The sequence below is a fragment of the Streptomyces sp. NBC_00569 genome, assembly GCF_036345255.1.
In the GTDB taxonomy this organism is placed as follows: domain Bacteria; phylum Actinomycetota; class Actinomycetes; order Streptomycetales; family Streptomycetaceae; genus Streptomyces.
On sequence record NZ_CP107783.1, the window covers coordinates 3,420,109 to 3,434,451 of the forward strand.

The following is a 14,343-nucleotide window of genomic DNA, read 5'->3' on the forward strand; positions in this document are numbered from 1 at the left end:
CCCTACCCGCCCCAGGAAGGGCACAGTCCATCTGCCGCGTCGGCTGATCCCTGACTTCATGCTTCGTCTGTCCTCGCTCATGCTTAGTCGATCACCGGCGGCACATCGCGCTGCGGCTTCTTGGGGAGATGGGTCTGATCGTCCCCGACCAGGTGGTCGGGCCGCAGTACGCCCTCGCCCTCTTCCTGGTCGGAACTCTGGTTGCCCTCGGGCCCCCGGACGAGGCCGGAGCCGCCTGCGGTGAAGCCTTTCCTGCCCGCGCGGGAGGGGGAGTTGCGTCCCACAGGAGCACCGGTCACGCCGTCGGAGTTGCCAATGGAGCCGCGCCCCGGCGTCTGGCTCCTGCCGTTGCCGTTCGTGGTGCCCGCCGCGCCCACGACGCCCCGCTGGCTGATTCCGCCCGTCGAAGAACGCGAACCAGCAGCGCCCTCGCCCCCGATGACCGTGCCTCTCGGCACCTTGGGACCTGTCTTCGCGGTCGCACCGGTCGAAGTGGGCTTTCCACCTATGACGCCACCGTTGCTCCGGCCCGCGCCGGTCGGCCCCATGCCTTGGCGGCCGGCCGGGGTTCCGCCGGACTTAGGCATACCGCCGGTGACTCCGCGCCCCATGGTCGGCGGACGGCCGCCGGGCAGGCCGCCCTTGGCGCCGGCCTGGCCGGTCGCGTTGGGGCGCCCCATTGGGTTGGTGCCGCTCTGGCCCAGGCCTCGAGCCGTAGCAGGTCCGGGGGTTCCGGCTCGTCCTTGTGCGGTCGCTGGATTCCTCGGCATGCCGGTCGTACCGAACGCTCGTCCCACAGGACCCTTGCCCAGGGGATTTGGCACCCCCTGGGCATAAGGAGGAAGCGGGACACCTTGCGGGCTGGTTGTCGGCGTCGTCGGGGTGGTGGTGCTGGTCACAGGAGTCGGCGTCTGCTGAGGAAGCGTGTCGACGCTGTCGATTGCCGTTCCGACTTCTGGGGCCGGCCGGGTGATCGAGTCGGGAACGTCCTTGACCGGTTGCAAGCCGATGTCCGCGTGCGGGATGCCGGTCGTGTGGCGTTGCTCTACCGTGCCATCGATGCTCGACGCATGATGCTGCGTCGCGCCCCGAGGTGCCCTGGAGTCAATCGGGGTAGCGTCGCCCCCCGACGGCTTCGGTACCCCCACATTGGGCATCGCCTCGAACGTGGGAGGTTCCAGGCCCTTGAGCGACTCCTCGGAGACGACGTAGAACGACGACAGCCGGTTCATCTGGTTGATGGCCTCTTGGCGATGGCCCTCAACCTTCGTGGCCGCGGTGTACTCGTCGTTGGTCTCGACCCGCGCTACCACCGGGATGTCGGCGACCGACTTCCGCACGAGACGGCTGTCCCGCGGCGGCATGGCGCTGCGAACGGACGCCAGGCCCGTGCCGGCGGACGTGATCTGAACGCCCGCGGCCTTCGCGTAGTCGGCGAGAGCGTCCGCGTGTCCGGCGAGTCCCTTGCCCCAGATCTGGAAGGCCTTGCCCGCCTCGCCCTTCCAGTCGTCCTCGGCGGCCGTCAAGTGACCGCGGAGTTCGGTCGCCGCGTCCGAGATGGCCTTCTGTGCCTTCCACAGAGCCTCGCCGGCGCTCTCGAGGTCTGACGGGTTCGTGTTCTCAACGATGTCGATCATGTCGTTGAGGTCATGGCCCTCAAAGTTGGACTGTTCAGGGGCCCGCATCCTGCCGAACCCGAACGCGTCGTGCATGAGCTCGGACACCCGACTGGTCATGTCGGTGACGCCGACCTGGACGTTGCTCTGCTCCTGGCCCGACAGCTTGTCCCAGTCGTCCTGCCCAGTCACAGCCCGAATCCCTTCTTCGACTGCTTCTTGTCGTTCCTCGGCTGCTCGGGCGCGCCCGCCTTCTCGCGCTCCGCAGCCTGCTGGTCATGCTCGATCTTCGACTGGATGGCCCAGAACCGGCGTCGCTGTTCGTCCTCGATGTTGCCGTAGCCGACCTCCGCGCCATGCGCGGCGATGCCCATCGCCTCGATCTGGAGACTGAGCGTCTTCGACAGGGAGGTGAGTCGTTCGTGAACGATGTTGTACTGCGCGTAGAGACTGTCGGCTTCGGGGAACTTCGTACCCGCGCCACGCAGGGAGGTCGGCGCGATCCGCTGGCCACCGACCTTGGACGGCGCTCCGTCCGAGCCCTCGAACTCGCTCAACAGCGTGTCGACGCGCTGCTTGAACGTCTTGAGTACTCCCGCACCGACCTTCAGGTCCGCAGCGGCCGCAGCCGAGACCCCGCCCATCGCCATGTCCGCAGGCAGCATGACGTGTCCCCTTCCCCGTTCCCCGTCGGTCCTTCAGTCCGCGCCCGGAGCGCGGTGGCGCGAGCGTCCCTCATCGCGCCTTTACCACTGTAGTCACCCTGTACAACCGAACCAACTGACCTATGTGTTAAGTCAGTTACGAAACGCTCTTCCCGTATCGCGCTTTCGGTGCAATCTTCTCATCTCGCCGACGCGCTCTCGACGCCCGGCCAGAGGTCGTGATGCTCGCGCACGGACGCCGGCCTCACGGGGCCCCGCGCCCTCTCCGGCAGGCGAACAATTCCTCCATGAAATCTTCACCATCATGACTACGGGGAAGGCGGGGAACGCAGGGGAGGCGGCGTTCAACAATTCAGCCTGATTTCACTTCGCAACGCGAAGACTTCCTCAGCGCCGCCGTGTATTCCACGATCAAGTTCTTGAGCGCCGATTCATCCTTGCGGCCCGGTTCGAGGACCCTGATGACGGTGGAGATGTCCTCCTCGACCACGTCCTGGGCGGTGCACCGGGTGATGGATACGGCGGCCGAGTCCGTGTACGCGATCGTGCGGGCCGCCGCGGATCTGGGCTCGTGGGCGGAGAGTTGGTCCACGGCGATGTCACGCGCCGCCCGCTCCCGGTTCGCGTCGCTCGCGTTCGACGGCAGCACGACCTTCTTGTCCACGACGACCTCGCAGGTCCTGATGGCGTCGGGGACGGGGGTGTCCGGCTTCACGGCGACGTGCTTACCGGGCGGCAGCAAGGGCGTAAGCGTCGCCGCCTTGATGTGAATGCCGCACAGCGAGGACGGCACGCGTACTCCCGCTCGGCCGAGTCGCCGCATCCCGCTGCCGCCGCCACCATCACGACGGTGACGGCGGCCAGAGGCAGGAGCCGCACCCCGCGGGCCGGCCTCAGTGATGGCTTTCCGAGTTCCACTGTGCTCCGTCCGAATGGCTGATGCCGGCTCAGTGCGTGCGGCGCGTTGCAGGGCGTCCGCCGTCTGCGTGTCGATCTTCGGGTTGTGGCGCACGGCGCTGTCGACGGCGTCCTGGGCGGAGCGGATCGCCTCCGAGCGGCCGTGCGAGTACTCGCCGCCGGCCTGGTGCTCGGCGTCCGTCGTCGTGTCCTGCTCGATGCTCTTCATGACGCTCTCCTGGATGTCCTCCGACGCCCATCCGATGGGCGCGCCCAGGATCGGAACGTGCTCGGCCGCCTTGTCGACGCCCATGCCCAGGATGCGGCTCACCCACTTCGCCTTGTCGGCCGCGGTCTCGTTGAAATCCGCGTCGGACGCCGCGTGTACCGGTAAATGGCGTCCGCGCGCGAGTCGCTCATGATGCCCGCGATGGCCACCCCCGGAGCCACCGCGTCACGCACGCGGCCGTCCATCGACGCCTTCGACGTGGTGGGGTCGTTCACGACGTCGTTCACCACGTCCGCCGTGTACGCCTGCTGCGTCGCGGTGACAGCCGAGTACGCATGCGGGTCCTGGCCCGCTTCGCCGAGGAACTTCTGGGCGTGCCCGGGGTCGAGGCCGGCGGCCGCTCCGAAGGTCGGGAACATGTCGCTGCCGGCGTTCTCCTCGTACATGGCCTGCTGGAAGTCGCCCATGTACTCGGAGGTGACGTCGCCGAGGCTGTCCTTCATGGCGTACAGCGGGCCGCTCTCGCCCGAGTCGCCGTTGTGCTTGAGCAGTTCGGGGTCGCTGCCGAGTCGTCGTCCCAGCTCGCCGGCAGGTGGTTCTTCGTGTCCGGGACCGTGGCGTTGGCGAGGGCCGGGCCCATGGCCTGCTGGAAGTCCTTGACGGCGTCGAGACGGACCTTGCTCGCGTCCTTCTCCGTGCCGTCCGTGGTGATGTCCGCGTAGAACTCGAGTGTCTTCTCGGGACCGCCGAGGCCCTTGTAGAAGCCCGTGCGAACTGGCCGTCCTTCTCACCGCCGTTGAACTTCATGATGCGGTTGAATTCACGGAGTTCGACATTCACTCATGTTGTGGCCCTTTGTCGCGAGTTCGAGCGCGCGCTCGACCTGGGCGTCGTCGAGTGATCCTATCGCGATCACGGGAATTGTCCGGAGATCCGGGCGGGAGCGGATTGAAGCGGATGCGGACCGAGCGCGCACGGTCCGCCATTGCGGACGCACGCCTACAACTCGCGCTGTCCACAAGACCTTCACTTGCATGGCGTCCCGGGCGCCGGTACGAGTGCCCACTCCTCGGGGCCGAGTTGCTAACTTGACCCGACGACTGTCGTCCAACGGCAGTATCCGGTGCGCGCACGCGGGGGAAGGAGCTCACCCATGGCGTGGGACGAGTGGGAGCAGCTGAAGACCGAGGCGGCGGGGCGTCAGTCGACGCAGATGCAGCTGAACCGCGTACCGGACGACGAGGGCGGCGGCCCACCCCCTTCCCAGTACGGCGACCTCGCGGTCGGGCACGGCGACCTCGAGAAGGTCGGTTCGGACGCCAACAAGCTGTACGGCCAGATGTGGGACAAGGCCCGTGTGGCCGTACCCAGCAGCGACTCGGCGGCGTCGGACCTCACGAAGCAGGGCTTCTCGCTGGGCGGGGGCCTGCAGGAGGTGTCGAACCGCTGGGAGGAGCAGCTCCGCTCGCTGATGGACGCCACCGCGCAGATCGCCAACCACATGCACCGCACCAAGAAGCTGCACGGGGACGACGAGGACTTCATCCGGCGCCAGATGAGCAGCATCGACATGCTCGACGCCGGTTTCGACGAGCGCGTCGGTGACCCCGGCAAGAAGAACCCGGTGTACGGCGAGCCGAAGAAGAAGGACGACTGATGCATTTCGAGGCGCTCCTCCACGCCAACTTCAAGCTCCTCGACGACGCCGTCGAGGACTGGTCGACGATGGTCAAGAATCTCGACGCGCTCGCGAAGGAAGCCCGTACGGGCATGAAGGCGTCCGCGAGCAAGGCCGTCTGGGCCGGCGCGAATGCCACGGTCTCCAAGGAATTCATCGGCAAAACGGTCGGCGAATTCGACGACGCGCACACCCAGGCGAAGTCGATCTACGACATTCTCCGGGACACCGCGGGTGAACTCAGGACGTATCACGGCAGTCTCACGACGGCGATACAGAACGCGGGCACGAAGGACATCAGCGTCACGGCGTCGGGCAACGGCGGCTTCACCGTGCGCGCCAAGGACGACGCCAAGGACCCCAAGCCGACCGACGGCGACGTCACCGGGGTCCGCAACGAGATCCAGAAGATCGTCGACGGGGCGAGCGAGAGCGACAACACGGCCACCACGGTCCTGAAGCTGCTGGTCAACCAGACGTCCATGGGCTTCTCCGACGCGAACTACTCGGACCGCGACTCCGCGGCCGCGGCCGTCAAGGAAGCCGACGAGCTGGCGAAGCTCGCGCAGAAGGACCCGAAGGACCTGTCGGTCGAGGAGTTCGACCGGCTCAACGCCGGGTTCAAGAAGTACGCGAACGACGAGCTGTTCTCCGAGCGGTTCGCCACGAAGGTCGGCCCGCAGAAGATCCTTGAGTTCTGGACGGGGATCAACGACCCGGCCCGGGGCAACTACGAGCTGGGGCACGAGCGGCTCGACCAGTTCGACGACCTCCAGCGCAACCTCGGCATGTCCCTGGCCCACGCGACGCAGAGCGACTCGACGGCGATGTACGAGTGGAAGTCCAAGATGATCGACTTGGGCGACAAGCCGCTCTACGGCGATCGTGGCGGACCGATGGGCTTCCAGGTCATGAGCAACCTCATGCGGACCGGCGACTACGACGACCGGTTCATGGAGGACTACGGCACCAAGCTCATGGCCACCGAGCGCAAGCTCACCGGCGACGGCGAGCACCGCAACATGGCGTGGCAGCACATGGGCATGGACCCCTGGCTCAACCGGATCGGCGAGGACAGCGGTTCCGATCCCCTCACGGGCTACCTGAAGGGCCTGTCCAACAGCCCTGACGCGGCGACCTCGTTCTTCAACGAGGAGTACACGCCGAAGGACGGCGACAAGGCGGCGGCGAGCAACTTCAAGTACCTCTTCGAGGACCGGGAGTGGCCTCAGGAGTCCGACATGCACGGCGACGACCTCAACACCGGGCGCAACAACCTCGCCCTGGCGCTGGAGGCGGGGACGACCGGGCATCCGGCGGGCGAGCTGCCGACGGCGGACACTCCGGCGCACACCGCCGATCAGGCCGGACTGATGCGGGACCTCGTCAACTCCATCTCCGAGGACCCGAACCGCCTCAAGGACCACGACTACATGTCGGACAGCATCGGGCAGATCGGGTCCGAGTACCTGCCGGACATCCACCGGGCGATGGCCGACGGCCCCACGGTCGGCAACGGCGACAAGTCCGGATGGAACCTGCTGTACCCGAACGACGGCGCGGACGCGAAGCTCGATCACAGCGCCGTGTCCCGCTTCCTGGTCACCGCGAGCCAGAACCCGGAGGGGTACAGCGCGCTGAGCGTCGGCGAGAAGGCGTACACCGCCAACCTGATGGACTACCACCTGAACCCCGACCTCCCCGAGGACCAGCGCTACCCGCACGACGCGAAGGACACGATCACCAGCCTGTCGCGCAAGTCCGGGGAGTTCAGCGGTCTGCTGGCCCAGGGCCGGCAGGAAGCGGTGCTCGGCCCGGCGAACGAGAAGGACGGCGACTTCGACTACGCCGTCAGCCAGAAGAAGAACGTCATCTCGGGCATCGTCGGTACGGGTGTCGGCATCGGTACGAGCTTCATCGCCTCCCCCGTGGTCGGCGCGGCCGCGGGCGGGGCCGCGGGCACCGTGACATCGGTGGTGATGGAGGCGTTCTTCAAGGACGACTCGGGCCAGTACCGCTCCGAAGCCGGGCACGACATCGCGACGCGGTGGGAGACGATCAAGGACACCACCACGAACGTCAACTACGCGGCGGCCACCGAGGCCGCGAAGGCGCACCACGCGGGCTACTCGGACCAGATCGACACCTGGGTCAGCGAAGGCACCGCGACGGGCTTCAACGACGCCAACACCGACATCCACGCGATGGCCAAGGACCTCGACACCGAGATCCCCGACTGATGCCGCGCGACTCACCGGCACGATCACCGAAGGCGATGGAAGACGTCATGCAAGGACTCCCGCGGGGCAGAGCACGTTCGGCCTGGGCGGCGGCGATCGGTGCGGCGTTGCTCGTCGCCGCTTCGGTGTCCGCCTGTTCGTCGTCCGAGCCCGAGCGTGAGTACGCCACCCCCAAGGAGCTGTGCGGCACCGAGGTGTCCGCCACCGCCCTGGAGCCGCTGCTGCCGCCGGGCAAGAAGATCGCGGTCAAGCCCGCGTCGGCGGTCGGCGTGAAGCGCTGTCGGCTTGAGGTCGACGGGAAGGTCGTGTTCTCCACGAGTGTGGAGAAGCTGGGCGCCGACACCTCGGCCCGTGATGTCGCCACGTCCGCGATCGGCGTCGATCCGAACGATGCCGGCGCGGACAACGGTCGGTTCATCTACTCGAAGACCGGGGCCGTCGGCCGGGTGGAGTGTCCGAAGACGGCCGGTGCGGACAGTTCGTTCTGGGTGACGGCACGCGTCTCGGGTGATGCGGATGCGGCGGACATGCACCGGTTCATCAAGGAGTACGCGACGGCGGCGGCCGGGTCGGGGGCCTGCGCCGAGGGGTGACGTCGGGCTTGGAGGACTAGCAGGACCCCTTGTGGCTCGTCGCCGCCAGCTCGACAGAGCTTACGGGGGCCCACTTCCCCTCTCTTCACCTCGAAGGGGGCGTGGCAGACGGGGCGGCTCAGGCGTGACCGGACCTCGACGATTCGGCAACTCACTGCGGGAGGGCGTCGGCCTGACACCGCGTGCAGCGTGAGGACTGATCGGCCGCTGCCAAGCCCTCCCGGGCACCTGGCAGCGACTCTCCTGTTTCGCTTCGCGAGGGGCGCGGTGGCGAAAGGGTCAGCTCGCAGCCGGGGAAGGCGTCTCGTCGGCCTTGATGTCGAAGTTGACATTGTCTCCGTCGACCGAGGAAACCTTGACCGTCACGCCCAGAGTGCTGCCGTCACTCGCCGTCAGCGTGCAGCGGCCGGTGTTGCCGACCTTCCCGACGAGGTCCTCGGGGCAGGTGACGTCCGGCTTCGGCTGACCTGTGGTGGCAGCGAGCTTTTCGGCGACCGTGTCGGCCAACTTGCTCTTGGACACCTTCGGGTCGGACTTCCCCACACTCACCGACCCCGAGCAGCCGACGAGCAGCGCGCCCGCGGCTACGGCCGACAGGGCCCACGTAGCGGCTGAGAGGCGGGACTTGATCATGGGGAGGTCCGTTCCGGTGTCGGAGAAACAGGTCACAGAAAGCCGAAAGGGCAGACCGCCCCTCCGGTGCGCTCAGCATATGGCTCACCAGAGAGGCCCACTTGGCGCATTTTCCCGGAATCCGGGCAAATCGAAACGCTCCACTGACTCTTCGCGTCACCAGCCAACAATCTTCACTTGCGCCATCGCGGGCTACGGTCACCAGGTCGACCTCGGTTCACGGGTGCACACAGGGCAGCAATAATCTCGCCCCATGGGACATCTGATTGGGATCCTGGTGCAGGTCGTGATGGCCGCCTTGATTGCGTGGGTAATCACCCTCGCAATCAAGGCGGCCAAACGCAGTAACCGAGAGGACGAGCGAGTCCGGCAGGCATGGGCGGACTTCGCAGAGGAAGCCCCTGCGCGCGGCTGGACCTATGAGCGGCGCTCGCCCGGACGAGCCACCGAGTACTGCGGTGTGGGTCCGATGCCGGGCAAGGGCTCGAACCTGACCGCGTGGCACTACACCACGGGGGAGTTCCGCGGCCGCTCCTTCAAATGCTTCGAGTACCGCTACGTGAATCCCATGTCAGCCACCACCGACGCCGGGAACAAGAAGCTCACCTACGAGTCGGTGTTCCTCGTCACTGCGCCCGGCCAGGGGGCGTACATGCATATCGGGCCGCCGAGCAGGCTGGACCGGGCATTGGGGCGAGGCCCCAGGAAACTGCTCGACGTGCCGGAATTCGATGAGAAGTTCCGAGTTGATAGGCATGACGAAGATTTCGTCCGGAACGTCCTGACCGATGACGTGAGGGCTTTCCTCCTCTCGGATCCGCGCGCCAAGAAGAACCCGCTTCGTGTACGCGACGACGAACTCTTCACCTGGTACACCGGCATCCTGACTCCGCAGGACATCGAGGGCCGGTTGAACTACCTGTGCGACGTCATGGAGCGAATTCCCGCGCAGGCATGGGCAGCCGCCTGAGGAAAGGCAGAAGCGCCCCTTGCCCTGGATCGAGAATGCTCCGGGCCAAGGGGCGCTTTGCGTGTGCCGACGGCTAGTTGGACGCGCTGGCGGAGTCGTCGGCCTGCTGTACCGTCCGCAGGAACTTCTTGTAGTCCTCGATGACTTCACCGAGTTGGTTCCGCGTCGCTGTGAGAACGATTTCGATCACGGCGCGCTGAGCCGGGTTCCGCACGTCCTCCAAGCCGAGGTACACCTGGCTCTGGCACAGCTCGATCGGCTCTCCATGCAGCGTGGTGGAGAGAACGACGTTCTGCACGATTCCCGGGGAATCCGTGAGCCCGGGGAGATCCGGCGTCCCGATCTCCGACTTCTTGAGGACACGCACGGGGCCGCCCTGCTCGAGCCGGGGTACCGACTCGTCGGCGATCTGCGAGATGGTGGCGCCATCGTTGCGCATCTCGCCGGAGATAGTGATATTCGCCGTGAATCCGCCGTCGACGGAGGCAGCGTGGAGCGCGACGAACGCGACGTTCGGCGCTCCGACCTCGTCCGGCGGCGCCGCCTGCCAGCCTTCCGGCAGCGAAAAGGAAATCTTGACCGGCAACGTGGCTGCCATGGTGGCTCCCATCCTTCAGTGAACTTCAGCTCGGGCTAGAACCAGCTGCCGACTGTGCTGTCCCAGGCATCGCCCACGGCGTCGGCACCATCGCTGAGCGCGCCGGTCAGCTTGCCGGTATCAACGGTGACTTCGAATCCGGCCTTGCCGCCGAGACCCAAACCCACTCCGACGTCGCCGCCGACGGTGAACTTGCCGTCCTTCATGCCGAGATCGCCATGTGCTTCGGCTCCCACGCCTGCCCAGCCCTCGGCAGTCGCACCGACGCCGACACCGGCGACGTCGGCAGAGGCGGATCCTGTCGCCTTGGCTCCGGCGAATGCCTCGGCGCCGGCATGCACTCCGTCCTTGCCGACGGAGACGTTCGCCGACGCGTCGGCACCCACGAAGGCCTTCGCCTCACCCTGGACGGCGGCGACGCCGTACTCGACGCTGCCGTTCGCCGAGGCCTGGGCGAGATACGCCGTTCCCGAAACACCGGCCTTGAACCGTCCGTCGGTGACGCTCAGACCGGCCGAACCGTCAACGCCCAGGGCCTGTGCACCTGCGGCGTACTTGTACTTGGCGTCGCCCCATTTTCCGTCGCCGTCGATGCCGTCCGACCAGACACTGGCCTTGCCCGACCACTCGGCGATCTTGATACTCACCTCGGGCTTCTTCTTCTCCGGCGTGGTCTCATCGTCGGCGCCGGCCGGTTCGGCCTTGTCGCGGAAGTACCACTTGCCGTCCTCGCCCTTGCCCCACTCCTTGTCCCTGCGGCGTGGGTTTTCCGGGGTGCCGAACCAGCGCTGGTTCTCCTTCTTCCACGACGCGGGCGCGATGGCGCTCTTGCCGACGCCGTGGTCCTCCAACCACTTCTTGGCGTCCACGCCACTTCGGATCGCGGTGAGCCAGTCAGGGCTGTCCTTGGTGTCACCAGCGAGGTCGTGCAGCTTTTTGGTGAGCTTCTCGGTCTCTTCCTTGAGCTGCTTCTGCGCACCCTTCAAGAGGGTTTCGGCGGCCTCGTGGTCGCCGGACTTCCACTTGTCGATCGCGGTTCCGGCCTGCCCCTGCGCCCAGCTCAGCATGGAGGAGTACGAGTGAACGGCCTTGGCAGCGCCCGACATCGCGTCGCTGGCGAAGTACCAGTTGGTCTTTTCCTTGGTCAAGGTGGGCCAGAAGGCCTCGCTGGCCTGACCGACCCAGCCCTTGATGCGCAGGTCGCGCAGGCCGTCGCCGATCTTCTCGAACTTGTCGGACCAGCTGTTGAAAGCGGTCTCGATCTCGCCGAGCTTGCTGACCTCACCCGGAATGAGATCCTTCGGGTCGTCAGTCGACCCGAGCGTCGCTGCCATTAAGTGCGGAATCCCTGTTCTGTTCTTGTTCTTGAGTGTGGGTCAGTGCTGGATCAACACCGTCAGGCAAGCGCCGTCTTGACGGACTTCACGGCGTCACGGATGGCGTCATCCGTGTCCTCGTAGTTACCGTTGGCCGCTTCCAGTCCGTCTGCCAGAGTCGCCGCGCAGTCGGCCAGGAACGCTCCCCCTGACTCCCACGTCGCGCAGAACGTCACCAGGGACGCGGCCACGTCGTCGTTCCCCATCTTGGTGGACAGGTCCGCCGCGTCCCCAAGGTCCACCTTCTTGACCGGTTTGAGGATTTCCACCATGTCTTTCGCGCCCTGTTTCAAGACGCCTGGGCCGACTCCGAGGTCCGCGGCCACGGCAACTCCCCCTCTTGCAACTCCACTTGCACGCACACCTGACAGCACCGGGCACAGGCAAGCTACCAGCGGAAATGCGCTTCAACGCGCCTCCTCACTGCCCCTTCACCACTCCACCCCACGACGCCTTCCAGCACCGAAGAGCGTCCCGTACGCCCTACGCCGCGAGGCCAACCCCAGGGAACGTCAAGCAGGGAATCCGCCGGTCCGCCCAACCTGACAAATGAAGTGTCCGCTGCCTCCCTCGAGCCGTTGTTGTCGCCGGGGAAGGCGAACTCGGCTCGGACCTCGTCAGCGGTGGATGTCGAGCGGTGTCGGCTTCTGGTCGATGGGAGGTCATGTCTCGTCATGTCTCCAGCAGTGTGGAGAAGCCGGGCGCCGGTGTCTCGGCGGGGGACGTGTCGGCCGTCGGCGTCGGGCCCTCCGATACCGGCGCGGGCAGCGGACGGTTCATCTACTCCGAGACCAGCGCTGTCGGCAAATCGGAGTGCTCCGGTTCGGCACGTCCAGACAGTTCGCTTAGGGCGACGGCTCGGACCACGCACCCCGCCACAGCGGCGGACATGCCCAAGCTCGTCACGGACCAGGCGAACTCCGTTACCCGGTCCGGTGGTTGCAGCAAGCGCTGACGTGCGTGGGGAGCCTCAGCACGGGCCCTCCTTCGAAGTCACCGCCAGCTGATACGCGCGCTCGGTGATGGTTCCCTCGCCGCCCGCGATGCCTGGCGGCGTGTAGTCGTCCTTCGCCCGCCGGGTGCGTTCGATGTGTGTGCAGAACACCGCGTCCGTGCCGTCCGCCTGCACCGTGAAGTACGCGTCGGTGTCCGTGTTCGTGTCGGCCGGGCCGGCGTCCACGCCGGACTGGGGTGCTCCCCCGCCGCCGTACTGGATGACCTTGTCCTCGAGCAGGGACGCGTAGTCGTCGAAGTAGGCGGAGTCCGTGGTGAGTCCGTCGTCGCGGTACATCCAGCCGTCCAGGCCGTCCGTGGCCTGGTGTACCGCGCTGGTCAGTTCGTCGTCGCTCCAGCCCGAGTCTGCCGAGACCCGCAGCAGGTCGAACCCCTCGAACACCATGACGCCCGCCATGATCAGGAAGACCACGCGGCCCACGACGAAAGCGGCGTCAGGGAGATCGGGCGCCGACGGGTTGAGGCTGTGGCGCCAGCCGCGTACGCGGTCCGACTTGACGCACGCAGCCAACAACAGCAGGACTGCGACGCCGAAGCTGATCGCGATCATCGCGGTCATGAGCCGCCTGCCGCGTTCCCTCGCCGACGCCGCGCGTCCCGTACCGCGACGGCCGTTCCTCCCAGGCCCGCCACCAGCACCGCGGTCCCGACGACCGTGTACGTGGCCAGGCGGGTGTTGCGCTGCTCGGCCGTCTCGCCGAAGTGGAGTTTCGCCGCCGTAGGAGCCTTCGCCCGGGTGACGCCCTCGTCGGGGGACGGGGACTCGATCGGGTGATCCGGATCCTCCGTGACCGCGCGGACGGGGTCGACGACACCCCAGCCGACCAGGCGGTCGTGGCCCGAGATCGAGCGTTCCGCGGTCTGTTCCATCTGGGCGACCACCTCCGCCGCCGTCCAGTCGGGGTGCTTCGCCTTGACGAGGGCCGCGACCCCGGCGACGTAGGGGGCGGAGAAGCTGGTGCCGTTGTCCGAACAGTGGCCGGCGCCCGGGACCGTGGAGACCATGTCCACGCCCGGCGCCGCCACGCCCACGAAGTAGCCCTCCTGGGAGAACGCGGCGCGTTCGTTGTTGCGGTCCGAGGCCGCGACCGCCAGGACGCCGGGGAACGACGCCGGGTAGGTCTTCTGCACCTTGCCGTCCAGGCCGTCATTGCCTGCCGAGGCGACGACCACGATCTTGGCGGCCAACGCCGAGTCGACCGCGTCCTGCAGCACCTGGTCGGGTTTGACCGCGTTCGCCGTGTCCTGGGAGATGTTGATGACCTGGGCGCCGACTTGCTTCGCGTACAGGATGGCCGACGCGAGGCTCGCGGCCGTGCCGTGGCCCTCCGCGTCGTTCTGCTGGATCGGGATGATCGTGGCTTCGGGGGCCAGGCCGACGAAGCCGGTGCCCTTGGCCGGGCGCGCGGCGATGATGCCCGCGACGCGTGTGCCGTGGCCCACGGTGTCGGTGGTGCCGTTCTCCTTGCCGCGTGCGATCTTCTCGCCGTTGTCGTCCTTGAGATTCTTGGGCAGCAGGTTCTTGCCCTTGGACGCGTCAACGGCGTGTGTGAGCTGCGGGTTCTTGACGTCGACGCCCGTGTCGATGACGGCGACCTTGACGCCCTTGCCCTTGGTCTCGCTCCACAGGTCGTCCAGGAGGACGCGCTGGAGCGACCAGGGACGGCCCGCGTACTTCGGGTTCTTCGGGCCGAAGGTGCACTGTTCACCGTCGGCGGCCGCGGGCCCGGCGGGCAGGAGCGCGGTGGTCGTCACGGTCACGGTCAGCGCGGCGACCAGTGCCGCCCTGCGCGTCCACGTGGCTGCGGATTCCCCGGATGCGTACGCCATCGTG

14 protein-coding genes are annotated in these 14,343 nt (G+C 67.0%); 4 read left to right on the forward strand and 10 right to left on the reverse strand.

Annotated elements, in window-relative coordinates; all coding sequences use genetic code 11:
* Positions 1–83: 83 nt before the first annotated feature.
* The 4 genes from OHO83_RS15285 to OHO83_RS15300 all read right to left on the reverse strand — a co-directional run bounded on the left by OHO83_RS15285 (position 84) and on the right by OHO83_RS15300 (position 3,910).
* On the reverse strand, positions 84–1,712 hold the full coding sequence (locus tag OHO83_RS15285) for a WXG100 family type VII secretion target (protein ID WP_266674782.1): 1,629 nt from the start codon (positions 1,710–1,712) through the stop codon (positions 84–86).
* A gap of 92 nt (positions 1,713–1,804) precedes the next feature.
* Positions 1,805–2,281: a hypothetical protein gene (locus tag OHO83_RS15290; protein WP_266674780.1), complete on the reverse strand. Its 477-nt coding sequence runs from the start codon at positions 2,279–2,281 to the stop codon at positions 1,805–1,807.
* A gap of 352 nt (positions 2,282–2,633) precedes the next feature.
* A complete protein-coding gene (locus OHO83_RS15295; RefSeq protein WP_266674778.1) occupies positions 2,634–3,509 on the reverse strand; it encodes a hypothetical protein in 876 nt (291 codons plus the stop codon).
* Positions 3,506–3,910: a hypothetical protein gene (locus OHO83_RS15300; protein WP_266674776.1), complete on the reverse strand. Its 405-nt coding sequence runs from the start codon at positions 3,908–3,910 to the stop codon at positions 3,506–3,508. The genes OHO83_RS15295 and OHO83_RS15300 overlap by 4 nt, the downstream gene beginning before the upstream one ends.
* 650 nt (positions 3,911–4,560) lie before the next feature.
* Between OHO83_RS15300 and OHO83_RS15305 the strand changes: the two genes are divergently transcribed.
* Genes OHO83_RS15305 through OHO83_RS15315 form a run of 3 tightly spaced genes read left to right on the forward strand, consistent with a single transcriptional unit; the run spans position 4,561 to position 7,918 of the window.
* Positions 4,561–5,064, forward strand: a complete 504-nt coding sequence (locus OHO83_RS15305) for a hypothetical protein (protein WP_266674774.1) — start codon at positions 4,561–4,563, stop codon at positions 5,062–5,064.
* On the forward strand, positions 5,064–7,325 hold the full coding sequence (locus OHO83_RS15310) for a hypothetical protein (RefSeq protein WP_266674772.1): 2,262 nt from the start codon (positions 5,064–5,066) through the stop codon (positions 7,323–7,325). Before OHO83_RS15305 ends, OHO83_RS15310 begins: the two co-directional genes overlap by 1 nt.
* A gap of 47 nt (positions 7,326–7,372) precedes the next feature.
* Positions 7,373–7,918 carry a hypothetical protein gene (locus OHO83_RS15315; protein WP_266674770.1) on the forward strand — a complete coding sequence of 182 codons (546 nt, stop codon included), beginning with the start codon at positions 7,373–7,375 and terminating at the stop codon, positions 7,916–7,918.
* 279 nt (positions 7,919–8,197) lie between these two features.
* On the opposite strand, the gene OHO83_RS15320 is transcribed toward OHO83_RS15315, so the two are convergent.
* The gene (locus OHO83_RS15320) at positions 8,198–8,551 is read right to left on the reverse strand and encodes a DUF4333 domain-containing protein (protein ID WP_266674768.1); all 354 of its coding nucleotides are present in this window, start codon (positions 8,549–8,551) and stop codon (positions 8,198–8,200) included.
* Between the two features lie 253 nt (positions 8,552–8,804).
* Between OHO83_RS15320 and OHO83_RS15325 the strand changes: the two genes are divergently transcribed.
* Complete coding sequence (locus OHO83_RS15325) at positions 8,805–9,521, forward strand: hypothetical protein (RefSeq protein ID WP_330279619.1); 717 nt, start codon at positions 8,805–8,807, stop codon at positions 9,519–9,521.
* Between the two features lie 73 nt (positions 9,522–9,594).
* On the opposite strand, the gene OHO83_RS15330 is transcribed toward OHO83_RS15325, so the two are convergent.
* The 5 genes from OHO83_RS15330 to mycP all read right to left on the reverse strand — a co-directional run bounded on the left by OHO83_RS15330 (position 9,595) and on the right by mycP (position 14,339).
* Positions 9,595–10,131, reverse strand: a complete 537-nt coding sequence (locus OHO83_RS15330) for a hypothetical protein (RefSeq protein WP_266674764.1) — start codon at positions 10,129–10,131, stop codon at positions 9,595–9,597.
* A 23-nt stretch (positions 10,132–10,154) separates the two neighbouring features.
* Positions 10,155–11,453, reverse strand: a complete 1,299-nt coding sequence (locus OHO83_RS15335; protein WP_266674762.1) for a putative T7SS-secreted protein — start codon at positions 11,451–11,453, stop codon at positions 10,155–10,157.
* A 62-nt stretch (positions 11,454–11,515) separates the two neighbouring features.
* Positions 11,516–11,821, reverse strand: a complete 306-nt coding sequence (locus OHO83_RS15340; RefSeq protein ID WP_266674760.1) for a hypothetical protein — start codon at positions 11,819–11,821, stop codon at positions 11,516–11,518.
* A 644-nt stretch (positions 11,822–12,465) separates the two neighbouring features.
* Entirely contained in the window at positions 12,466–13,068 is a 603-nt protein-coding gene (locus OHO83_RS15345) for a hypothetical protein (protein WP_266674758.1), read from the reverse strand.
* The gene (mycP, locus tag OHO83_RS15350; RefSeq protein ID WP_266674756.1) at positions 13,065–14,339 is read right to left on the reverse strand and encodes a type VII secretion-associated serine protease mycosin; all 1,275 of its coding nucleotides are present in this window, start codon (positions 14,337–14,339) and stop codon (positions 13,065–13,067) included. Before mycP ends, OHO83_RS15345 begins: the two co-directional genes overlap by 4 nt.
* Positions 14,340–14,343 lie beyond the last annotated feature (4 nt).